The sequence below is a fragment of the Haliea salexigens DSM 19537 genome, assembly GCF_000423125.1.
GTDB lineage: Bacteria > Pseudomonadota > Gammaproteobacteria > Pseudomonadales > Halieaceae > Haliea > Haliea salexigens.
Genome location: NZ_AUHJ01000026.1, coordinates 1 through 20,658, shown reverse-complemented (window position 1 = coordinate 20,658; position 20,658 = coordinate 1). Strand labels below are relative to the sequence as shown.

The window sequence follows — 20,658 nt, the reverse complement described above, 5'->3', positions numbered from 1 at the left end:
ACCACTGGTTAACTCCCCTCCCCTGCCGCCAGCAGCGTCTGAACCGCTTCCGCCAGTATCTGCTCGGCCTTATCGCCGGCCCTGGCCTGAAAATCGGGCTCCAGAGACAGGATGGCCTTACCGTTGGGCTTGCGGGTCGTCACCAGCAGGTTACGCTTGCCATACTTGAAATGCACGGTCTCCTGGGGCTCTGGCTTGACCTGCTCAATCGCAGCCTTTTTGAGCTCTGAGAGAATTTGCGCCAGGCTGCCGCCCTCCCCTTTGCCAAGTTGTTTCGCCTTGTACAGGACTTTGGGTTGTGCGTTCTCGTCTTCCAGCATGACCACCAGATCGGTCGCCTTCTGCAGACTGAGTTCCCGGGTATGGGGTTCCAACAATACCTTGAAGGCATCGTGTTCAAACAAGCGCGCGGCGCGCAGCAATTTCGAGATGTAGGGCTTCTTCACGCGCAGGGAATCTGCCAGTTCGGTCTGGGTTTGGAAGACGCCGGCGCTAATCAGTTCCTCAAAGGATAATGCCTTCTCGAACTGGCTGATGTTTTCGGACTCCTCGTTCTCGATGTGCATCAGACGTGCACATTCCTGATCGTCCGCATCGGTGACTCTGGCTTTGAACTTGGCACCTTCAATCTGCGAAGCGGCATACCAGCGGCGCATGCCGAAAATGATTTCGTAATCGATGCCCTCTTCGCCCCGCACTTCCCGTACCAACCCCAGTTCCTGCTGACCTTCTGTGCGGATCGATTCAATCAGCGTGGCGCAGGCATCCGGCGTAAGCCAGACCCGTTTGCGGTTGTGATGGGCCCAGGGACGGCATTTGCCCGGATCGATTTCCTTGAACTTGAGGGTTTTCTGGATGGCAGTGTTGGTACGCTGCATGGCATCCACCGCCGGGATCGCGGGCTCAGGCGGCTTAGCCGGTGCCTCGGTACGCGGCTCGCGTGACTTGTCCGCGATCAACTCGGACAATTTTGGTTTTTTACTCATCAGGCCATGTCCTCCCAGGCTTTGCGTATGAGGGCTTCAATTTCTCCAAACACCTCATCGAGCATGTCGATGATCGCGTTGTCTCGCTCGCCTTTTGGCAGATCGTACAGGGTCTTGTACACACTTGCCGCATTTGGAATTGCCGACGTCGATGTAAAAATGCTGCGTAGCATCGACAAACCGAAGCGGTCGCGCATGATGTCCAGAAAGTCCATCTGCCGCGCCTTGTTGCGCTCCACCTTGGTGGGCATGACTTTGATAAAGTCAAAGCGCTTTTCGGGAGTCACGGACTGAATGACGCGTTTGACCATCTTGAAATATTGGGTGGTCGAAGCGAAGTCATACATGCTGGGCGGGGTAGGGACGATGACACCGTCCGCCGCGGACAGGATGTTGATGGAAATCATGCCGAGGGCAGGGGGGCTATCCATCAGCACCACATCGTAATTGACCTCGACGGTGCGGATTGCCTGCCGCAACTCCTGGTAGTAGCTGAGGCGCTCTTCCTCGGTATCAGCGTGGGTCACTGCATTGAACAGGCCAAACTCGACCTCGTACCAGGGCAGACAGCTGGGTACTAGGTCGATGCCTGGGAAGTAGGTCTTTTTGATCGCGTACTCGATGGAGTCCTTCTTGCCTTCGATATAGGGGATCATAGTATCAGCTTCGGTAAAGGCGTGGTCCGGGATATAACCGAAGCTGCTGGTTGCAGAGGCCTGCGGGTCACAATCGACGACCAGGACACGATAGCCGCGGATGGCCAGGTATTGGGCGAAATAGACGGTACTGACCGACTTGGCGACGCCACCCTTGAAGCTCTGCATCGAGAGGATCTTGCAGGGCTGGCCGTCCTTGCGGCGCGGGGAGGTACCAAAGATATCGCGCAGTTCGTTGATCTGCTCCAGTGTGTAGCCACGCACCCGACCTGAATTAGGGTGTTTCATCGGGACCACCGGTCGGTCGGGGTCCTTTTCCTGGCGAGAGAGGGTAGCGCGGGATCGACCGACCATCGCCTCCGCCTCGGCGACGGTGAATTCACGTTCGATGTGCTTTTGCATCTGGGGTGACATACCATGGTCGCGAAGGATCCTCAGGGTCTCCTCGCACTTACCGATGATTTCGTCCAGTTGTTCGATACCAGGAGAAAACATTTTTTGAGCTCCACAATTATTAGTGCATGACGAATATTTTCATTAAAGCACAAATATTTTTCGGCTTTAAGTTAAGAAAGCTTCCATTGCGGAATAACTGTTCATCATGTATGCCAATTGCTCAGAATTGCGGCGTTTTTCCCCTTAAGCAAGTAGTATTAGTATTCAACACTGTTATTAAACCTTGTTATTTATCTTGTTATTAGAAGTTATCCACAGGCCATTTATTGCTTTATATTCAATAGGTTAGAGTGGATTATCTTGGGTGAAGGTGACATGAAATGTCGTTAAAGGTGACCAGAAAAGTCGCTGAGGTGACCACTCAAGTCGCTAAAGGTGACCTAAAGCGTCGTCGTAGTTTCAGCGCCCAACCAGGAAGAGGGTAGGGGGATCACGACGCTGAGGCCCCAACATATGGGCCTCTTGGGCGGCCGGATCTGATGCTCCAACCCAGAGAATAACGAAAGGTGACATAGAATGTCGTTCATTTTCCTGCTTGCTTGAAACTGTGAATCTACCTATATTGGTGACACCATAAAAAATGGATGTCACCTATGGGATTTCTAGAGCCAAGGCCGGAGAAGTCAGTTACCCAAGACTACGAGCTCATCCATTCGGTGCAACGACTGGATGTGCGACCGAAACAGTTGCTGCTGACAGCCATCTCCCATGTTAACCCGCAGGTGCCATTGGCTAAACAGCCAAAGCCATTCTCGGTAGACATCACCGCCCAGCAGTGGATCGAGACCTGGGGTGAGCGGCTGAACCCTTACAGGGATCTGAAGGAAGCGGCGGAGCAGCTAAACGGCAAGCGTTTCTGGCTGCGGAACGACAACAAGAAGAAGTCCTGGCGTAACTGGATAACCGGGGCTGAGTACCATGAAAGGGAAGGGCGGATTACCGTTCAGCTGCACCATGAGTTGATGCCTTACCTGTGCGGCGCCATGCCGCTGTTCTCCACGTTGAAAATTCTCCATATAAAGGGACTGCGCTCTTTCGCCAGTATCCGACTTTACGAGTTAACCAATCAGTTCCGTGCTTCAGGCGTTCGGCAGATATCGCTGGAAGAGCTCCGAGAGTTCCTTGCTACCAAGGATGCGCACCCGCGTTTTGCGGACTTCAAGCGCAAGGTGATCGACAAGGCGGTAGCGGAGATCAACGACAAGACGGATATGGATCTATCCTGGCAGCCGCTGAAGAAGGGGAGGGCGGTCTCGGGGATCAAGTTCTTTATCAAGACCAACAAGCAGTCGGATTTGTTTCCGAAGTAAGACAGGGAATGACCTGGTTACTTGAAGTTGCCTAATGTTAACTAATTGAATTATAAGATATTTATAGATATTTCGCTGTAGTGCGACTAAGAGAAATCCGGATCAGTGTTGGCCCCCAGCTCCAGCAGGAGGGCATTGGCTTCCCGAGAGTTGTCGACCGAGAGGCTGAGTTGGCCGCGCAGCAGCGTATCGGTCTGGATCCGTTGATCCAGTTTATCCAGTAAGCCCTTGAGTTCCGAGAGGCTGTGGAAGGCGAGTTCCACGGTGCCTTTGTGCTGTTTGGCATCGAGGGTGATGGCGGTGGGTGTGCCGTAGTGTTCCGCCAGTTCCCGTTCCATGAGACCGACATCGCCCAGGCGTTGAGCGGCGTAACCACGGGGCTGTGCCACCAGTTGCGGTGGTTCGTAGCCGGGGTGGACCAGGCGGTAGAGGGACCGGGAGGACATCATGCCTTTGGCCGCCTGGGTGGCGAGGCGTTCCTGCCGGCTGGGGGAGGGTTCGCCGAGCAGAAACTTGGCAAATTGCGGTTTGATCTGGCCGCTTTGCAGCAGGGCCCGGGTGGCCGGTGCCAGACCCTTGAGCAAGCGCAGCCGGTTGGAGAGGGTGGGGCGGGCAATACACAGGGCATTGGCCAGGGTCTGGATTTTCCAGGGCTTGTCGGGGCGGCCGAAGTGTTCCATGGCCGTGAGAGCTGCGGCAGCGTAGAGCAGGGGGCTCGTGACCAGGCCCGAGGCTGCATGGTCCCTGGCCGCGTATTCAATGGCGTAGAACGCGGCCTCGGCAGCATTGCAGTCGATCAGTCCGATGGGGACGGAGGGGGCCCGGGGGTAGGCGTCCCGGTGCAGGAAGGCCTGCAGGCGTTCCCAGCCCAGCAGGATCTCGACGCATTTTCCCTCCGGTGTGGTGATCTGACGGCCGATGACGGTGCCGGGGGGGCCACCGAGCTCCAGGGCATGGTCAATCAGGGTGTGGGCCTGGGCTTCCGGGACGTCGGCCTGGATGGCATAGGGGGCCCGCTGGATCTGGTCCCGGGACACGTTCTGCATGGCCGGGGCCAGGAGCCTGATTAGCCGTGATCGGCGGTCGTCGTTGGCAGTGCGGGTGGGTTGAGGCATCTGATATCCAATAGCGTTCCTCGAGGAACGCTATGTAGTATAACGGGTTTGGTTGGCAGGGGAAACGCCCCGGGTGGATAGGGCAGGGGGTGCGTATTTGTCGCGATTCCCGCCGAATGAGTGGCGTTCTGTCGGTGTTCTCGCTGTTGGGTTATGCGTTAGGGGTGAACGTTGCGCCCTGGGTGGGTGACGAGCGGTCGCTGCCCTGCCTACCCTTGTGTTCAGTGGCGGGGAGGGCTGTTGGTGCAGCCCAATGCGTTGGGTAGGCACGAGAAGGAGGTGCATGAGCAACCATCCCGATGATGTTTTCCGTGACCCCGGGTGCTGGGCGTCAGTGAATTTGGGCTTTGCTGCCGAGTTCTTCCTAAGCGACGGGTTGTTAACGCAGGGCATGTGGTGACAACCACGTTCTGACTGTAGGGTAGGGCGCCCGGGCGGGCTAGCTCCGGGTTCCGCGCTCGCTGCATCCCGGTGGGACAGGCCCTGCGCATCCCTGGCGCATCATCATGCTGCTATGGGTTAGTGGCTGGTGAGCGCGAGACATCATCAGCGCTGTGGATGGGCATCGCCGTTTTACGTTTCATTGAAACGATATTATTGATGCAGACATCCCTCTGGGGTCGTCTCAGAAAACGGAAAATAAAGCACGCTAAGCCGGTGGCAGCGGTCGCAATGGCCTAAACTTCCCCGCACCGACCTTGGCGCTGCTGCGCCATAGGTAATCGCCGGTCAGGTTGATGTGCTCCCACCCCAGCGGCGACAGATATTGCAACAATGTGTCGTCCAGCGCCGTGCCGTTGCCACGCAAAGCACTGGTGGCACGCTCCAGATATACCGTGTTCCACAACACGATGGCCGCCGTCACCAGATTGAGGCCGCTGGCCCGGTAGCGCTGCTGCTCAAAACTGCGGTCGCGGATTTCACCCAATCGGTAGAAGAAGACCGCCCTGGCCAGCGCGTTGCGCGCCTCGCCCTTATTCAGCCCCGCATGGACGCGGCGGCGCAGCTCCACGCTTTGCAGCCAATCCAAAATGAACAGCGTGCGCTCGATGCGCCCCAGCTCGCGCAACGCCACGGCCAAGCCGTTCTGGCGCGGGTAGCTGCCGAGTTTGCGCAGCATCAGCGAAGCCGTTACCGTGCCTTGCTTGATGGAGGTGGCCAGCCGCAGAATTTCATCCCAATGGGCGCGTATTTGCTTGATGTTCAGCCTGTCGCTGCTAATCATCGGCTTGAGCGCGTCATAGGCGGCATCGCCCTTGGGGATGAATAGCTTGGTTTCGCCCAAGTCACGGATACGCGGCGCGAAGCGAAATCCCAGCAAATGCATCAAGCCAAACACGTGATCGGTGAAGCCTGCCGTGTCGGTGTAGTGTTCCTCGATGCGCAAGTCCGACTCGTGGTACAGCAGGCCATCAAGCACGTAAGTTGAATCACGAATGCCCACGTTGACCACCTTGGCACTGAAGGGCGCGTACTGGTCGGAGATATGGGTGTAGAAAGTCCGTCCTGGACTGCTTCCATACTTCGGGTTGATATGACCAGTGCTTTCTGCTTTGCTGCCGGTTCTGAAGTTCTGGCCGTCCGACGATGACGTGGTGCCGTCACCCCAGTTGCCGGCGAAGGGTTGCCGAAACTGCGCATTCACCAGCTCAGCCAGCGCCGTCGAATAGGTTTCATCGCGGATGTGCCAGGCTTGCAGCCAAGACAGCTTGGCGTAGGTGGTGCCAGGGCAGGACTCGGCCATTTTGGTCAGACCCAGGTTGATCGCGTCGGCCAGGATCGTCGTCAACAGCAAGGTTTTGTCCTTGGCCGTGTCGCTGGTCTTCAGGTGTGTGAAGTGGCGGGTGAAGCCCGTCCATTCATCGACCTCCATCAGCAACTCGGTGATTTTGAGGTGCGGCAGCAGCATAGCTGTCTGGTCGATCATGGCTTGCGCGGCGTCTGGTACTGCCGCGTCCAGCGGCGTGATCTTCAGGCCTGACGCGGTGGTGATGATGGCATCCGGTAAGTCGTTGGCCGCAGCCATGCGGTTGACTGTGGCGAGTTGCGCCTCCAACAATTCCAACCGGTCATGCAGGTATTGGTCGCAGTCGGTGGCCACTGCCAGCGGCAATTCGCTGGCCAGCTTCAAAGTGGCGAACTTCTCGACCGGCACCAGGTATTCGTCGAAGTCCTTGAACTGGCGAGAACCCTGCACCCAGACATCACCGGAGCGCAGCGCGTTCTTCAGCTCCGACAGGGCGCATAACTCGTAGTAACGCCGGTCGATGCCGTCGTCGGTCAGAACCAGCTTTGCCCAGCGCGGCTTGATGAATGCGGTTGGCGCATCGGCGGGCACCTTGCGCGCGCTGTCGCTGTTCATGCCGCGCAGCATGTCGATGGCATCGAGCACACCCTTGGCGGCGGGCGCAGCCCGCAATTTGAGCACGCCCAGGAACTGCGGCGCGTAGCGGCGTAGCGTGGCATAGCTTTCACCGATGTGGTGCAGGAAATCAAAGTCGGCAGGCCGCGCCAATGTTTGCGCTTCGGTGACGCTGGCGGCGAAGGTGTCCCAGGGCATAACGGCCTCGATGGCGGCGAACGGATCGCTGCCGCTTTGCTTGGCCTCAATCAACGCTTGACCGATGCGCCCATACATCCGCACCTTGTCGTTGATCGCCTTGCCGGAAGCCTGGAACTGCTGCTGATGCTTGTTCTTGGCCGCGTTGAACAGCTTGCCGATGATGCGATCGTGAAGGTCGATGATTTCATCGGTGACGGTGGCCATGCCTTCGATGGCCAGCGCTACCAGCGTGGCATAGCGTCGTTGCACCTCGAACTTTGCCAGATCAGCAGGCGTCATCTGGCCACCTTCACGAGCGATTTTGAGCAGGCGGTTCTGGTGAACCTGCCGCTCGATGCCTGCGGGCAGATCAAGTGCTTGCCAGGATTTCAGGCGCTCAATATGTTCGAGCATGTGGCGAGAGTTCGGTTTGGCAGGCGACTGGCGCAGCCATGCCAGCCACGTCACTTTACTGCCGTCCTTGCGCTTGAGAAGTTCGTCCAGGCGCTGACGGTGGGGTGATAACAAAGAATCGGTCAGCGCCGCGTAAATGCGTCGGTTGGCACGGGTGATGGCCTCGGCGCTTGCGCGCTCGATGGCATTCATGGCGGGCAGGATAATGCTCTGCCGCCGCAGATTCTCGACAAGTGCGCTCGCCAGCACGATGCCTTTGTCGGTCTGCAAGGCCAGCTCGGTCAATGTATGCACGGCTTGCCGATAGTGGCTCATGGTGAAGGGCTTGAACCCAAAAACCGTTTGCAGCTCGACCAAGTGCTCCCGCCGTGTCTGTTCGCGCTGGCCGTACTCGCTCCAACTTTCCACTGGCATCTTGAGTTGCGCGGCCACCATGCGCAACAGGGGCGGAAACGGAGGCTCATCGACGCCCAAAAAGGTGCCAGGGAATCGCAAGTAGCAAAGCTGCACAGCGAAGCCCAATCGATTCGCGGCGCCGCGACGCTGACGGATCACCGACAGGTCGGTTTCGTTGAACGTGTAGTGCCGTATCAGTTCGTCTTTGGCATCTGGCAGTGCCAGCAGGCTTTCGCGCTCGGTGGCGGACAGGATTGAGCGGCGTGGCATGGTCAGTCTTCCCGCAGGTACTGGTACAAGGTTTCGCGGCTGATGCCGAAGTCACGGGCCACCAAGGTTTTTTGGTCACCTGCCGCAACTCGCCGTTTCAACTCGGCAATTTGTTCGCTGTTCAGCGATTTCTTTCGTCCCCGGTAGGCACCGCGCTGCTTGGCCAGCACGATTCCCTCGCGCTGACGTTCGCGGATCAGGGCGCGCTCGAACTCAGCGAAGGCTCCCATGACCGACAGCATCAGATTGGCCATCGGTGAGTCCTCGCCGGTGAACTTCAGCCCTTCTTTGACGAACTCCATGCGCACGCCCCGTTGTGTCAGCCCTTGGACGATGCGGCGCAGGTCATCAAGGTTGCGTGCCAGCCTGTCCATGCTATGCACCACCACGGTGTCGCCCTCGCGGACGAAGGCCAGCAGCCTTTCCAGCTCGGGACGCTGGGTGTCCTTGCCAGAAGCCTTGTCGGTGAACACCCGCGCCACCTGAACACCCTCCAATTGCCGTTCCGGGTTCTGGTCGAAGCTGCTGACGCGGACATAGCCGATGCGTTGACCTTGCAAGATGCCTCCAAAGGCAAAAGTGTCAGGATGAAATCTGTTACCTTTGACGGAATATGTCAATCAATAGGAAATTTAACTCTATTCTGACATCGTTTGCACATGGCATCTGACATCAAGTTAGGGTATGCCTCAATCTGACGGCTGCGAACCGCCAGGGACAGGCGCAATGTCAGATTCTGTCGCGGCCTTGGCGCGTGCCTGGAAGCGTTCATAGCAATCCAGCCCGCAGAAATGTTCGACGTATTCCGCGCCTTCCGGGGTGAAGGCGGCATCGAGCGGAATTTCTTTGCAGCATACGCAGCAGGTGGTGCAACTGGCAGTGTTCGGGGCGTTTGCGTTCATGGTGGTACTCCTCCAGATTGGTAGCGAAGCTCAAAGCTGCCCACTCTCGGCTGGCTGGGAAGCGGTCATGATCTTCCCTTGAAGGCCCGCAGCAGCCGCGTCACAGACAGGACAAACAAGCCGGTCAGCGTGAGGGCTGCAATACCCCAGTGCTCCCCGATGAACGCGCCGGCCGTCGTGCCGGCTAGCACAATGGCGAGAATCGGCAAATGGCAGGGACAGGTGAGCACGGCCAGCGCGCCCCACAAGTAGCCGGTGATCGGTTTGTGCGTCTCAGACGGCAAGTGCTCTGGGCTGTTCATGGCAGACTCTCCGCGTGCTGTGCCGGTTCGGTTGGCATGGCGGCCAGTTGCATTTCGAGGCTGGCCAGGGCCTCGCGCCGACGCTCGACGAGTTGCCGCAACACGGCAAGCTGCGCAGACGCACCGTCACCGTCCGCAGCATCCAGCGCCCGGCACAGCCGCGCCAGTGCGTCCAGGCCGATACCCGCTTCGAAGGCAGCCCGTACAAAGCGCAGCCGTTGCAACGCGGTGTCATCGAACAAGCCGTAGCCGCCCGTGGTGCACGCGACCGGCCGTAGCAATCCGCGCAGCAGGTAGTCGCGCACGATATGCACGCTCACCCCGGCATCAAGGGCCAGCCGGGACACTGTGTAGGCAATGGGATGGACTCCTCCTCACCCTACCAGTTCGGCGTCGATGCGCCAGAATGGTAAAACCAACCATTCAGAGGATGAGGAGAAGCCCAACATGAACATTACGCGAGTCGGTGTGGATATCGCAAAATCTGTTTTCCATGTGCACGGTGTAGATCGCCATGATCACACTCAGTGGCAGGCAAAGCTCAAGCGTGATCGGTGGCTGGATGCACTCTGCGACCGCGTTGCCCCAGGGGCGGAGATTGGCATGGAGGCCTGTGCCTCAGCACACTATTGGGGACGAGAACTGCAGAAGCGGGGATACATCGTCAAGCTAATCGCTGCTCAATTCGTCAAGCCGTACGTGAAGAGTAACAAGAATGACCGCGTCGACGCCGAGGCCATCTGCGAAGCCATGAGTCGACCCGGGATGAGGTTTGTTGCCGTCAAGACTGTCGAACAGCAGGATATCCAGGCAGCCCATCGGATACGGGAAGAACTGGTGGGTCAGCGGACGGCCAAGGCAAACCAGATCCGAGGGCTTGTCGGCGAATACGGCATTATCGCGCCAGTTGGCATCAACAAACTGCGCCAGGCATTGCCCCAATGGCTTGAGGATGCAGAGAACGGCTTGACCGACGATTTTCGGGCCCTGCTGTTCGATCTGGCAGAGGACTTGCGACAGCTTGATCGTCGGATCGCCAACCTTGATGACCGAATTACACAGACTGTCAAAACCGAACCGGTAGCGCGGCGCTTGCTGGAACTGCGCGGTGTTGGCCCACTCACTGCCAGTGCCCTTGCCGGGGCGCTCGGCGACGGCAGGGCATTCGGGAAAGGGCGTGATTTCGCCGCTTCTCTGGGTCTCACGCCGCGCCAGCACAGCACTGGCGGCAAAGACCGACTGTTGGGTATCAGCAAACGCGGCGACAGTTACCTGAGGAAGTTGCTGGTGCACGGTGCGAGGGCAGTGATCCGGCATGCGAAGGATCGGGATGATGGACTGAGCCAGTGGCTGAATCAGTTGGTCGCGCGTAAACACGCCAATGTCGCTACGGTCGCGTTAGCAAACAAGACGGCGCGGATAGCATGGGCGATTGTACACAACGAGAGCAGTTATGAACCGATGCTTGCGGCATCACATTCCGTCAGTCAATAGCTAGCGGGATTACGGAGGTCAATAGGAGAACGTTCCACCACGATTGCAGAGCATGATGTTTGATGGCGAACAGGTTGAACCGACGATGGGATACCCCTACTGAGCGGAGAGCGTGAGAGCTCGTGTAAGCGTTTGGGAACCATCGTGCGAATAGCCCATCAGGGTCCGATGCCTACGATAACGGCATCATCAATGAGACCGGATACACGTAGGCAGTCGTACCTTGACGCGATCGGGCAAAGTGCTTGCAAACGAGGAGGAGTCCATACACGCTCATTGAACACCTCCTTTTCCTCATCCGGCGCAGCACGAAAGCTGCTTCACGTCCTTGCTGAAGGTCTGCGCCGCGAGCTTCAGCCCTTCGACCATGGTCAGGTAGGGGAACAATTGGTCGGCCAGTTCCTGCACGGTCATACGGTTGCGAATGGCGAGCACCGCCGTCTGGATCAGTTCACCCGCTTCCGGGGCCACCGCTTGCACGCCGATGAGCCGTCCGCTACCTTCCTCGATGACCAGCTTGATGAAGCCGCGTGTGTCGAAGTTGGCAAGCGCACGCGGCACGTTGTCCAAGGTCAAGGTGCGACTGTCGGTCTCGATCCCGTCGTGATGTGCTTCCGCCTCGCTGTAGCCCACGGTGGCGACCTGCGGGTCGGTGAACACCACGGCCGGCATTGCGGTCAGGTCCAGGGCCGCATCGCCGCCAGTCATGTTGATCGCAGCACGGGTGCCGGCCGCTGCCGCCACATAGACGAACTGAGGCTGGTCGGTGCAGTCGCCAGCCGCATAAATGTGTGGCGTACTGGTGCGCATGCCCTTGTCGATGACGATGGCCCCCTGCGCATTGGCAGCGACTCCCGCCGCTTCCAATGCCAGGCTGCGCGTGTTCGGTGCCCTGCCAGTGGCGACCAGCAGCTGGTCGGCGCGTATTTCACCGTACCCGGTGGTCAGCACGAATTCGCCGTCCACATGCGCGACCTGGCTGGCTTGCGTGTGTTCCAATACCTTGATCCCTTCGGCACGGAACGCGGCTGTAACGGCCTCGCCGATGGCCGGGTCTTCGCGGAAGAACAGCGTGCTGCGTGCCAGGATCGTCACTTTGCTGCCCAGCCGGGCAAAGGCTTGCGCCAGTTCCAGCGCCACCACAGACGAGCCGATCACGGCCAGGCGCTCGGGAATGGTGTCGCTGACCAGGGCCTCGGTGGAAGTCCAGTAGGGTGACTCTTTCAGGCCCGGAATCGGCGGCACGGCCGGGCTGGCACCCGTGGCGACCAGGCAGCGGTCGAACGCCACCACACGCTCGCCGCCATCGTTTAAACGGACGGCAAGGCTCTGGTCGTCCTTGAAACGCGCTTCACCATGCAGCACGGTGATGGCCGGGTTGCTGTCCAGGATGCCTTCGTACTTGGCGTGGCGCAGCTCATCGACGCGCGCCTGCTGCTGGGCCAGTAGTTTGCTGCGATCAATCGCAGGCACAGTCGCCGCGATGCCACTGTCGAATGGGCTTTCACGGCGCAAATGGGCGATATGGGCAGCGCGGATCATGATCTTGGACGGCACGCAGCCGACATTGACGCAAGTACCGCCGATGGTGCCGCGCTCGATCAGCGTGACGTTCGCACCTTGCTCGACGGCCTTCAGCGCCGCCGCCATCGCGGCTCCGCCGCTACCAATAACGGCGACGTGCAGTCCGTCCCCATCACCACCAGCCTTGTCGCCACCGCCCAGCCATCCCAGCGCCTTGCCAAGCAGTCTGCCCCGCGCTGAAGTGGATGGGGCATCGGCGGGTGTGGCCTTGTAGCCGAGGCCGGCCACAGCGGCGGTCAGCGCCTCTGGCGAGGTGCCGGGATCGGTGGCGAGTTGCGCGGAGCCTTTCGGGTAGGACACGAGCGCCGACAGCACGCCCGGCACTTTCTCCAGGGCGTCCTTGACATGTGTCGCGCACGAGTCGCAGGTCATTCCGGTGATATTCAAATACATTGCATCGTTCCTTTTCGTTTTGGCAATTGCCAATGCAGTTAGCCGTGTTTGGGTGGTAGTTCGCAGCGGCGGTTGGCCGGTGAGAGCAGATCCCAGATCGACACCCCGATCATCAAGGCCAGACCGACATAGAGGAGGTTCGCCGTCCACCAATTGCCAAAAAACAAGAGCATGGCCGCCAGCACGATGGCTGGGCCGACCATCCCGAGCAGGCTGCGGTACCATTGCCGATGACTCAGCCAGCCCAGTGCATTCGCCAGCAAAGCCACGACTGCGAACAGCGGCAGCAGCTTGGAGATAAACAACCCTTCGTATTCCTGTAGAAAGCCAAGGCCGATGGCCGCGCCCAGGCTGGCGATAGCCGGGAAACAGGCAGCGCATCCCATCGCGGAAACAACGCTGCCAAGCGCGCCAGCCTTGTCGGCAATGCGTGTAATCAGTCCCATGATCGCCCCAGGTTCGGGTTCAGTGGCTCACTGCTTGACGCTGGACGGATAGCCCGCGTCTCCGGTTGCCTTGGTCAGCTTCTGCACGCTGGTCTTGGCATCATCGAACGTGACAACCGCTTCGCGTGTCTCGAAGGTCACGTCAATTTTGCTGACGCCTTCGACCTTGGAAATCGCCTTCTTGACGGTGATCGGGCAGGTGGAGCAGGTCATGCCCGGTACGGACAGCGTGACGGTCTGGGTGGCGGCCCACACGGGGGCAACAACGGCAGCGAGGGCGAGGGCGGCAAACAGTTTTTTCATGATGAACTCCTGTGATTAATAGAAAAATGGCATGACGTAGGGAAATCCGAGCGCGACCAGGACCAGCGCGGCCACGATCCAGAAAATGAGCTTGTAAGTAGCTCGCACTTGGGGAATCGCGCAGACCTCACCCGGTTTGCAGGCTTGCGCCGGGCGGTAGATGCGCCGCCAGGCGAAAAACAGCGCGACCAGCGCTGCGCCGATGAAGATCGGGCGATAGGGTTCCAGCACCGTCAGGTTGCCGATCCATGCCCCGCTGAACCCCAAGGCGATCAAAACCAGCGGCCCCAGGCAGCAGGCCGACGCAAGAATGGCGGCCAGCCCACCGGCGAAGAGCGCGCCGCGCCCGTTTTGTGGTTCAGACATACGCTTGTCCTTTCAAATTTGGTTTGGATAGCTTAAGCTTACTTCCGTAGTTATGTACGGAGTCAAGCGATATGCAAATTAATTTTGAGAATCTGACCATTGGCGTTTTTGCCAAGGCGGCCGGGGTCAATGTGGAGACCATCCGGTTCTACCAGCGCAAGGGCCTGCTGCCGGAGCCAGACAAGCCCTATGGCAGCATTCGCCGCTATGGCGAGGCGGATGTAACACGAGTGCGGTTCGTGAAATCGGCCCAGCGGCTGGGCTTTAGCCTGGACGAAATCGCCGAGCTACTGCGGCTGGAGGATGGCACCCATTGCGAGGAAGCCAGCGGCCTGGCCGAGCACAAGCTCAAGGATGTGCGCGAGAAGATGGCCGACTTGGCACGCATGGAGGCCGTGCTGTCTGAACTGGTGTGCGCCTGCCATGCGCGGAAAGGGAACGTTTCCTGCCCGCTGATTGTGTCACTGCAAGACGGAACGAAGCTCGCTGCATCGGCGCGGGGGAGTCACGGGGTGACTACGCCTTAGCGTGCTTTATTTTCCGAATTCTGAGACGACCCCATTTAGAGACAAATTAATTTGAGATTTACTGATTCCTGTTTCGATCTCTAAAGATCGCGCAGTGTAGCTTGGTCCACCGATTGATTTACTGGGGTGTTGAAAGTCGAATACTGGTTGGAGTTCTTTATCTGAGACTTCTTCTGGATCCCAATCCTGCCAATTGCCAGGCCAGGCTTTTGGGGCCTGATCGGGGTCGAAACTGGCTTCTCGCTTCTCTAGCGAAACCAATTTGAGGAGCAAACCTATATCTTGACTTTTCATTTTGATTGCGTGCCTTGCGTCCCGCGTCCTAGGACATGGGACAATCCTCGCTTAGAAAAAGCAGAAAATCAACCCCTCGTGTGCTAGCGGTCTCCGACAGCGAATGGCTAGCCTACCCTCTTTTTGGGGGCCTTTTTCCCTAAAACCCCAAGGTGGCGGGCACGGGGGAGGGCGCAGCGCCGCTGAATACGCGGATCCCTCTGGGGTGGATGGGAGTCTGGCAGTCGTTTTGGCTCAGTCCAGGCACCCCGCACCTTCACTCGTTCGTGCCTTACTCGCTGCAAGGCCGGTGGGGCTGGAGAAAACCTATGGCGAGAAGCGAGGCATGGACATTCTGATCAGAGCCGCGTTTGCAATCAGTGCCCCAGGCAGCGCGGACGACGGGGAGGCGGCGGAGCGTGGTTGGATTGACGAGCAGGTAAAGGAATTCGGGTTGCGGGCAGGTCGAGAGTGCCCGGACCTGCGAGGTCTCCACCATCCCCGGGGCTCTGGCCGACGGTGCGTGGAAACAATGAGGATCCCGGACCGGTGCTGTGAAGTACCGCAGCCCCCGGTAAGCGATCAGAATGCACGGTCTTTCACCAAGGCGGTCCGGGTGGCGGGATTGTGGGGCAGGGGCGGCGGTGATACTTGCGTTATGTATGTATTGTATGTATTATCCATACATACAATACATACCGAGGACCGCCCAGATGACGATTAAAGCAGACATCAAGGACAAGATCATCGCCGCCGCTAACGCCCTGATGGCCGAAGGCAACGACAGCCCCACCAACGACCAGGTGCGGGACCGGATGGGCGGCGGCTCCCTGTCCCATATCTCCCCGGTGATGCGCGAGTGGCGGGAGGCGCGCAAAGCCGATGTGGTCGCCGCGCTGGAAATGCCCGCAGACCTCAAGAAGACGATCGAAACCTCGGTGGGGCAGGTGTGGACCGCCGCCAGCAAACTGGCGTCCATTAGTGTTGATACTGTCCGGCAGGAGGCAGAGGTCGCTATTGCCGCGGCGACGGATGAGCGCGACGAAGCTCTGGGCGAGGTCCGTCGGCTGGAAGACCGGATCGGTGAGCTCCAGCAAACACTGGCAGAAATGGAAAAGGCCCTGCAGCAGGCGCACGCAGCGCTGGACAAGGAGCGCGCAAAGAACGCCAAGCTGGCCAGCGATATTGCCGCCCTGGTGACCCGGGTCGACGACCGGGACGAGCAGCTCAAGGGCCTGAAGGCAGAACTCAAGGAGTCCCGGAGCGATACCAAGGCGCTACAGGCAGAGCTGGTCGAGATCGCCCGCGCCTCACGCCAGGAAAAGTGAGCTAGGTAATTCATACGATTCTGGGAAGCCGATTACAGCGCAGCCCGCCGAAGCGGGCTTTATCGCGATCGACGTCTCTTTGGCTCAGCGGAAAACCAGCCAGGCCAAGGTAGTGCGTAAACTATCCAGCTACAAGCACAATCCCACGTTATTGGAGGCGTTGAGCGAATATAACCGGCTGCTGAAAGGCCAATATCTGCTGAACTGCATTGACGACGCCAGCCTTAGAAATCACGTGCAGCGAACGTTGAACCGGGGTGAAGCCTATCACCAGCTGAGGCGGGCAATTAGCCACGTTAATGGCGACCGGTTCCGGGGCAATAGCGATGACGAGATCCACTCACAGGTGGGCGCGATCGTGGGGCAGGCCGACACCATCCTGGACCATCTAGCTCACTTTTGGCCGGCACTGCGTCTATAACCAGGCGCGCTCAAACCCCAAGTGCAACATTTTTGAGGGATAATGTTGCATGGGAAAAGTCTACGTACAGTTGAGTATTGAAGAGCGGGCGATCATTCAGGCCCAGTTGACGTTGGGTCGCAAGCCCGCGGAAATTGCCGCCAACCTGAATCGGCCACCGTCCACGATTTCGCGGGAACTGAAGCGCAATAGCTGGGTCCGGCCCAAAGAGCCTCCGCGTCCGGGAAGGCCCGCTGTGGCCGGAGGCTATCGGGCAGATGCTGCTCAAAAGCGAGCCCGGGCCTGTGCAGTCAAGCCGCGTGTGGAGCGCCGCCTGACGCTGGGGTCGGACTTGTGGCGTCATGTCATGGCGTACCTCAAGGCGGGCTACTCCCCCGAGCAGATTGCTGGCACACTGCGTTCTGTGCACTCCCAGACGCCGTCGCTGCAGGTTTCTCACGAAACCATTTATACCGCCATCTACGCGATGCCGCGTGGAGAGCTGCGTACGGAAGTGATTGGCTGGCTGCGGTTTGGTCATACCAAGCGCCGCCCACGAGCGCGAGGAGAAGACCGCCGCGGGCGTATTCCCGACATGGTTAGCATCCACGATCGGCCGCCGGAGATTGACGAACGTCTGGTCCCTGGCCACTGGGAAGGGGATCTGATCAAGGGCGCACATAACCGTTCGGCAGTGGGCACCCTGGTGGAGCGCACCACCCTCTTTACCGTTCTTTCGAAGATGGACAACGCCAGCGCCGAGGCTGCGCTGAGTGGCTTCAGTCACGTGCTCAACCGCATTGAAGCGCAAACGCGCCTGTCGATGACCTACGATCAGGGACGTGAGATGAGCTCTCATCAGCAACTGACGGCGGCGACCGGGGTGAAGGTCTACTTCGCGGATCCTCATAGTCCCTGGCAGCGGGGAATCAACGAAAACACCAATGGCTTGCTGCGGCAGTATTTGCCCAAGGGGACCGACTTGAGTACATTCACTCAAGAAGAGCTTGATGCCATTGCCTGGAAGCTCAACACCCGACCGCGTAAATCGTTGGGCTTCAAATGTCCCGCGCAATTGTTTACGCCGGATGATTTCGACTTCAGACAGCATCACGCTGCTCTTTTTGCACTTGGTCATTGAAACCGCCCCAAATAAAACTGATTATCATTATCGTAATTCGAAAACAATATAAGCATGCATGATTAAAGGTCTATCCTGAATAAGAGGTCGTTTGGCCTATTCTTATGAGAAGGGATTCGAAAGGTACCAAGAAGTTATTCCAAGGACGGAGCCTCATGCAAAAATTCATATTTTCAAATCTTACTGGTTCTCACGGCTGGCCTCGGAATACTGCCAGGCTTAATGCTGTGGATGACTCACCTTATGGTCCAATTATCGCATCGGAGGTAACTATGCCACGGATAAAATTCTTACTTTTCTCGGCGCTGGTCTTTTTCTGTTCCGCTGTGTCTGGAACGGAGTTCGCGCATCAGCTAAGTGTCGAAGAACGTGAAAGCATATCTCAGCGCCAGCTATTGCACCGCCAATCCAGTATCAGAGAAAGTTACGAGCTAAAGAGCATTAATGCGGCTGCGCTGGTTGATGCATCAAAGAAGGCAGGACAGACGGTGTCTATGTCGACTATGGGGTCCAGCTTGACGTTCGAGTTTGTCCGTCTTGAGACAAGCGCTTATGAGGGGGTCGTTCATTGGATTGGGACCGTCGCAGGATACCCGGAGAGCCGAGTACGTTTTACGATCGATGGTGACTCGATTTTTGGCGGAGAGTCTGACGAACCCATGGCCTCGCGGGTTGCCGGCGTTATACAGTTTAATGACAAGTCATATTCCTTACGGCCCATGGGAAGTGCCAGTGCACATGTCATTTATGCATCGGATGCTGCTTCACGAACAGGGCTCCGGCTGGACGCTGACAGTAAGGACGAATACCGAGCGAGGTATCTGGAAGCAATGGGTATTCGGAAGGATCTATTGGAGAACCGGGACAGTAGTACCTATTCGATTGGTATGGGAGGAGTAACAACGGGAATTACCGATCTAGCTTCTGATATTACCAGAGGGTTTACTTTTGAATCGGAAGCGGATCTGCCCGCCCTTTTGAAGCTGCTTGGACCCTATATACCGCTCATAGGGTCGGAGTCGTTTGAGCTCAGGGAGGTGTTGGGTGACGGTGAAGGCGGGCACGCCTATGATTTCGTTGAGTATATTGATGGAACCCTCGTAGCGGGACCTCACCTTCGAATATTTGTCGATGGCGAGACAAATGAAGTCACGCAGATGATTGGTTCTGTGGAGCCAGATCGAGGGTTCAGCAAAGCTCCCAAGATAGATAGTGCTGCTGCTCTACAGCTCGCGCTTGAAAGCGCCCATAAAATGGTGCCACGCTCCTCCTTTCAGCCAGCCAGAGAAGAACCTCATTTGGTCTTCGTACGAAATCCAAGGGGATCGAAGAGTCCCGTTTCTATTGCATGGGCAATCTACCTCCACGATGGCGAGATGGTAGAGCTGTTTCTTGTTAACGGTGAGACTGGCGCAGTAACCCGAAATATCCAAATTGAGTACGGCGATGTGCAAATATGCGACGCGGAGGATTCCGGCTTCTCATTCAAGTGCCACATCCGTACTCCAGTCTGGGATGAGAATGGGGTCTGTCAGCAAGCCCAGTCCAAATGCAACCTACCGAAATTCGCAGTTCCAAAAGACGTGGCGCGCGGTAACCTAGATATGTGGGAAGATCTGATCGGTCCAAACTGTTGCCTGAGTGTAGGTCTTGGTGGGCTACTCGACGTGATGGTGAACAGTGATCTTCCTGGCGACTTTAGTGTCACAGCGCCCGGCCTTTACGTCAAAGGCGTCTTCGACACAGGGTTATCCCAAATACCATACGAGACCATTGCCCTTCAAAAAAACTCTGGTTCAGATAGTGACCCGGATCTCATAGCACACGAAATGGGCCATGCAATTCACGATGCGCGATCGCCTGCGACGCGGGCCCTAGGAGCCGGTGGAACTACTGCAGAGAACCGCCAAACAAACGCGGTGAAGGAAGGTATTGCCGACATAAATGCAATCATCTACGAAAACTATATAAAAAGTCCTCCATTTAACAGTCCAAATTGGGAATCATCGGGGAGAATTCTAAGTGAAGAAAGGGTCTTTCCAGATGATCTAAGCAGCATCCCAGGTTCTAGGCATGAGAATGGCAGAATCCTGAGTTACGCCTTTCACCAGTTGGTAGTTAGGAGTAACGGCGTTAGTTTTGATAGCGCTGCGAGACTGTTTTTGAAGTCACTTCTTGTTCTTAATGATGCTGATAATAACGACAGCCTATCTTTTGATGAGGTGAGGCAAGCCATGATAGCAACCGCCACCACACAAACGCAAAGGAACGCCATCAATGATGCATTCGCGGCCGCGGGCATCTCATTTACGCCAGGAGGAGGCGGAGGCGGAGGGAGTACTGCACCACCCGTCGGCGGCTCTGGAACACCAAACGCCCCGTCATTTGTTAATGGGTCTTTGCAAACCTCGTGCTCCAACGGTGTATCGATACACCAAAATACATGGGGTTCGGCTGGATCAGCAACGCAATATGATGTTTGGTATAGTCTCGATTCACTGAACTATATCTATTCTTTTAGCAGAAGTGGTACGAGCGCTCTTACACAGAATACTGTGGATGTCGATGTCAAGGTGAACGCTTGCAATTCTTCAGGGTGCAGCATACTTTCGCTGGATAGTTATTCTCAAGGTTACTATTGTAATTAAAATTGGAATCCTAGTGAATTGACCCGTTGCAATTTGTCGGAATGTTTAAAAGCTAGACATTTTTCAATTGTACCGGGTCTCTCGTGCTGCGAGTCATGATGATTTCTAATAATTGAACGAGTAAAAAACTAACACAATTTGCCATTTCTGACGAGTCTTACACCGGTGTCTGCACCTAGTGCTTTTGACATAAGATCGTTGGGCATGATATATGATCTGTTGACGAGAATATCGGGGCTCAATTAGGATCAGGATGCACCTGCTATCATTGCCGCTGACGAATTTTTATTCTTATAAATCAAGAACTTATACGCATAATGTGCATTATGTTAAATAAGGTATCGACCATTGACTTGGCCCAATATGGGGCATATTGGCCGACCTGCCAAAAGTGGCAATTTTTTCC

Annotated in this window: 19 protein-coding genes and 1 pseudogene; 7 read left to right on the top strand and 13 right to left on the bottom strand. The window is 57.3% G+C overall.

What is annotated here, in order from left to right:
- Positions 1-8 precede the first annotated feature (8 nt).
- Both G533_RS0117790 and G533_RS22750 read right to left on the bottom strand, forming a co-directional pair.
- Positions 9-986, bottom strand: coding sequence for a ParB/RepB/Spo0J family partition protein (locus G533_RS0117790; RefSeq protein WP_027951102.1), 978 nt, complete (start codon positions 984-986; stop codon positions 9-11).
- Entirely contained in the window at positions 986-2,137 is a 1,152-nt protein-coding gene (locus G533_RS22750) for an AAA family ATPase (RefSeq protein WP_051230630.1), read from the bottom strand. The genes G533_RS0117790 and G533_RS22750 overlap by 1 nt, the downstream gene beginning before the upstream one ends.
- 554 nt (positions 2,138-2,691) lie before the next feature.
- Here G533_RS22750 and G533_RS0117780 point away from each other — a divergent pair.
- On the top strand, positions 2,692-3,408 hold the full coding sequence (locus tag G533_RS0117780) for a replication initiation protein (RefSeq protein ID WP_027951101.1): 717 nt from the start codon (positions 2,692-2,694) through the stop codon (positions 3,406-3,408).
- A gap of 86 nt (positions 3,409-3,494) precedes the next feature.
- Here G533_RS0117780 and G533_RS0117775 read toward each other — a convergent pair whose 3' ends face one another.
- The 6 genes from G533_RS0117775 to merD all read right to left on the bottom strand — a co-directional run bounded on the left by G533_RS0117775 (position 3,495) and on the right by merD (position 9,696).
- Positions 3,495-4,523 (bottom strand): ParB-like helix-turn-helix domain-containing protein, encoded by a 1,029-nt coding sequence (locus G533_RS0117775; RefSeq protein ID WP_027951100.1) that lies wholly within the window; start codon positions 4,521-4,523, stop codon positions 3,495-3,497.
- Positions 4,524-5,172: 649 nt separating this feature from the next.
- Positions 5,173-8,145 carry a Tn3 family transposase gene (locus G533_RS0117770; RefSeq protein WP_001138073.1) on the bottom strand — a complete coding sequence of 991 codons (2,973 nt, stop codon included), beginning with the start codon at positions 8,143-8,145 and terminating at the stop codon, positions 5,173-5,175.
- 2 nt (positions 8,146-8,147) lie between these two features.
- Entirely contained in the window at positions 8,148-8,705 is a 558-nt protein-coding gene (locus G533_RS0117765; protein WP_001162012.1) for a recombinase family protein, read from the bottom strand.
- Between the two features lie 129 nt (positions 8,706-8,834).
- Positions 8,835-9,047: a DUF3330 domain-containing protein gene (locus G533_RS0117760; protein WP_000993245.1), complete on the bottom strand. Its 213-nt coding sequence runs from the start codon at positions 9,045-9,047 to the stop codon at positions 8,835-8,837.
- A 65-nt stretch (positions 9,048-9,112) separates the two neighbouring features.
- The gene (gene merE, locus G533_RS0117755) at positions 9,113-9,349 is read right to left on the bottom strand and encodes a broad-spectrum mercury transporter MerE (RefSeq protein ID WP_001087807.1); all 237 of its coding nucleotides are present in this window, start codon (positions 9,347-9,349) and stop codon (positions 9,113-9,115) included.
- The gene (gene merD, locus G533_RS0117750; protein ID WP_001981736.1) at positions 9,346-9,696 is read right to left on the bottom strand and encodes a mercury resistance co-regulator MerD; all 351 of its coding nucleotides are present in this window, start codon (positions 9,694-9,696) and stop codon (positions 9,346-9,348) included. Before merD ends, merE begins: the two co-directional genes overlap by 4 nt.
- A 100-nt stretch (positions 9,697-9,796) precedes the next feature.
- On the opposite strand from merD, the gene G533_RS0117745 reads away from it, so the two are divergent.
- A complete protein-coding gene (locus G533_RS0117745; protein WP_027951098.1) occupies positions 9,797-10,843 on the top strand; it encodes an IS110 family RNA-guided transposase in 1,047 nt (348 codons plus the stop codon).
- A gap of 294 nt (positions 10,844-11,137) precedes the next feature.
- On the opposite strand, the gene merA is transcribed toward G533_RS0117745, so the two are convergent.
- Genes merA through G533_RS0117725 form a run of 4 tightly spaced genes read right to left on the bottom strand, consistent with a single transcriptional unit; the run spans position 11,138 to position 13,935 of the window.
- The gene (gene merA, locus G533_RS0117740; protein ID WP_003055149.1) at positions 11,138-12,820 is read right to left on the bottom strand and encodes a mercury(II) reductase; all 1,683 of its coding nucleotides are present in this window, start codon (positions 12,818-12,820) and stop codon (positions 11,138-11,140) included.
- A 38-nt stretch (positions 12,821-12,858) separates the two neighbouring features.
- The gene (gene merC / locus G533_RS0117735) at positions 12,859-13,266 is read right to left on the bottom strand and encodes an organomercurial transporter MerC (RefSeq protein WP_000522993.1); all 408 of its coding nucleotides are present in this window, start codon (positions 13,264-13,266) and stop codon (positions 12,859-12,861) included.
- A gap of 27 nt (positions 13,267-13,293) precedes the next feature.
- Positions 13,294-13,569 (bottom strand): mercury resistance system periplasmic binding protein MerP, encoded by a 276-nt coding sequence (gene merP, locus G533_RS0117730; RefSeq protein WP_000732276.1) that lies wholly within the window; start codon positions 13,567-13,569, stop codon positions 13,294-13,296.
- Between the two features lie 15 nt (positions 13,570-13,584).
- The gene (locus G533_RS0117725; RefSeq protein WP_001294660.1) at positions 13,585-13,935 is read right to left on the bottom strand and encodes a mercuric transport protein MerT; all 351 of its coding nucleotides are present in this window, start codon (positions 13,933-13,935) and stop codon (positions 13,585-13,587) included.
- Positions 13,936-14,006: 71 nt separating this feature from the next.
- Between G533_RS0117725 and merR the strand changes: the two genes are divergently transcribed.
- Positions 14,007-14,462 (top strand): mercury resistance transcriptional regulator MerR, encoded by a 456-nt coding sequence (gene merR, locus G533_RS0117720; RefSeq protein WP_008609174.1) that lies wholly within the window; start codon positions 14,007-14,009, stop codon positions 14,460-14,462.
- A 6-nt stretch (positions 14,463-14,468) separates the two neighbouring features.
- On the opposite strand, the gene G533_RS24590 is transcribed toward merR, so the two are convergent.
- The gene (locus tag G533_RS24590; RefSeq protein WP_144079942.1) at positions 14,469-14,756 is read right to left on the bottom strand and encodes a hypothetical protein; all 288 of its coding nucleotides are present in this window, start codon (positions 14,754-14,756) and stop codon (positions 14,469-14,471) included.
- Between the two features lie 692 nt (positions 14,757-15,448).
- Between G533_RS24590 and G533_RS0117710 the strand changes: the two genes are divergently transcribed.
- From G533_RS0117710 to G533_RS0117695, 4 genes and pseudogenes are all read left to right on the top strand, one after another.
- Positions 15,449-16,063: a DNA-binding protein gene (locus G533_RS0117710; protein ID WP_027951096.1), complete on the top strand. Its 615-nt coding sequence runs from the start codon at positions 15,449-15,451 to the stop codon at positions 16,061-16,063.
- A 67-nt stretch (positions 16,064-16,130) separates the two neighbouring features.
- A pseudogene (locus tag G533_RS0117705) lies at positions 16,131-16,484 on the top strand (Tn3 family transposase); the annotation flags it as partial.
- Between the two features lie 49 nt (positions 16,485-16,533).
- The gene (locus tag G533_RS0117700) at positions 16,534-17,604 is read left to right on the top strand and encodes an IS30 family transposase (protein ID WP_027951094.1); all 1,071 of its coding nucleotides are present in this window, start codon (positions 16,534-16,536) and stop codon (positions 17,602-17,604) included.
- 155 nt (positions 17,605-17,759) lie between these two features.
- Positions 17,760-20,252, top strand: a complete 2,493-nt coding sequence (locus G533_RS0117695) for a gluzincin family metallopeptidase (RefSeq protein ID WP_144079941.1) — start codon at positions 17,760-17,762, stop codon at positions 20,250-20,252.
- Positions 20,253-20,658: the final 406 nt, after the last annotated feature.

Coding starts and splice junctions, on each gene's coding strand:
- G533_RS0117790 (WP_027951102.1), bottom strand. CDS start 986: ATGAGTAAAAAACCAAAATTGTCCGAGTTGATCGCGGACAAGTCACGC.
- G533_RS22750 (WP_051230630.1), bottom strand. CDS start 2,137: ATGTTTTCTCCTGGTATCGAACAACTGGACGAAATCATCGGTAAGTGC.
- G533_RS0117780 (WP_027951101.1), top strand. CDS start 2,692: ATGGGATTTCTAGAGCCAAGGCCGGAGAAGTCAGTTACCCAAGACTAC.
- G533_RS0117775 (WP_027951100.1), bottom strand. CDS start 4,523: ATGCCTCAACCCACCCGCACTGCCAACGACGACCGCCGATCACGGCTA.
- G533_RS0117770 (WP_001138073.1), bottom strand. CDS start 8,145: ATGCCACGCCGCTCAATCCTGTCCGCCACCGAGCGCGAAAGCCTGCTG.
- G533_RS0117760 (WP_000993245.1), bottom strand. CDS start 9,047: ATGAACGCAAACGCCCCGAACACTGCCAGTTGCACCACCTGCTGCGTA.
- merE (WP_001087807.1), bottom strand. CDS start 9,349: ATGAACAGCCCAGAGCACTTGCCGTCTGAGACGCACAAACCGATCACC.
- G533_RS0117745 (WP_027951098.1), top strand. CDS start 9,797: ATGAACATTACGCGAGTCGGTGTGGATATCGCAAAATCTGTTTTCCAT.
- merA (WP_003055149.1), bottom strand. CDS start 12,820: ATGTATTTGAATATCACCGGAATGACCTGCGACTCGTGCGCGACACAT.
- merC (WP_000522993.1), bottom strand. CDS start 13,266: ATGGGACTGATTACACGCATTGCCGACAAGGCTGGCGCGCTTGGCAGC.
- merP (WP_000732276.1), bottom strand. CDS start 13,569: ATGAAAAAACTGTTTGCCGCCCTCGCCCTCGCTGCCGTTGTTGCCCCC.
- G533_RS0117725 (WP_001294660.1), bottom strand. CDS start 13,935: ATGTCTGAACCACAAAACGGGCGCGGCGCGCTCTTCGCCGGTGGGCTG.
- merR (WP_008609174.1), top strand. CDS start 14,007: ATGCAAATTAATTTTGAGAATCTGACCATTGGCGTTTTTGCCAAGGCG.
- G533_RS24590 (WP_144079942.1), bottom strand. CDS start 14,756: ATGAAAAGTCAAGATATAGGTTTGCTCCTCAAATTGGTTTCGCTAGAG.
- G533_RS0117710 (WP_027951096.1), top strand. CDS start 15,449: ATGACGATTAAAGCAGACATCAAGGACAAGATCATCGCCGCCGCTAAC.
- G533_RS0117700 (WP_027951094.1), top strand. CDS start 16,534: ATGGGAAAAGTCTACGTACAGTTGAGTATTGAAGAGCGGGCGATCATT.
- G533_RS0117695 (WP_144079941.1), top strand. CDS start 17,760: ATGCAAAAATTCATATTTTCAAATCTTACTGGTTCTCACGGCTGGCCT.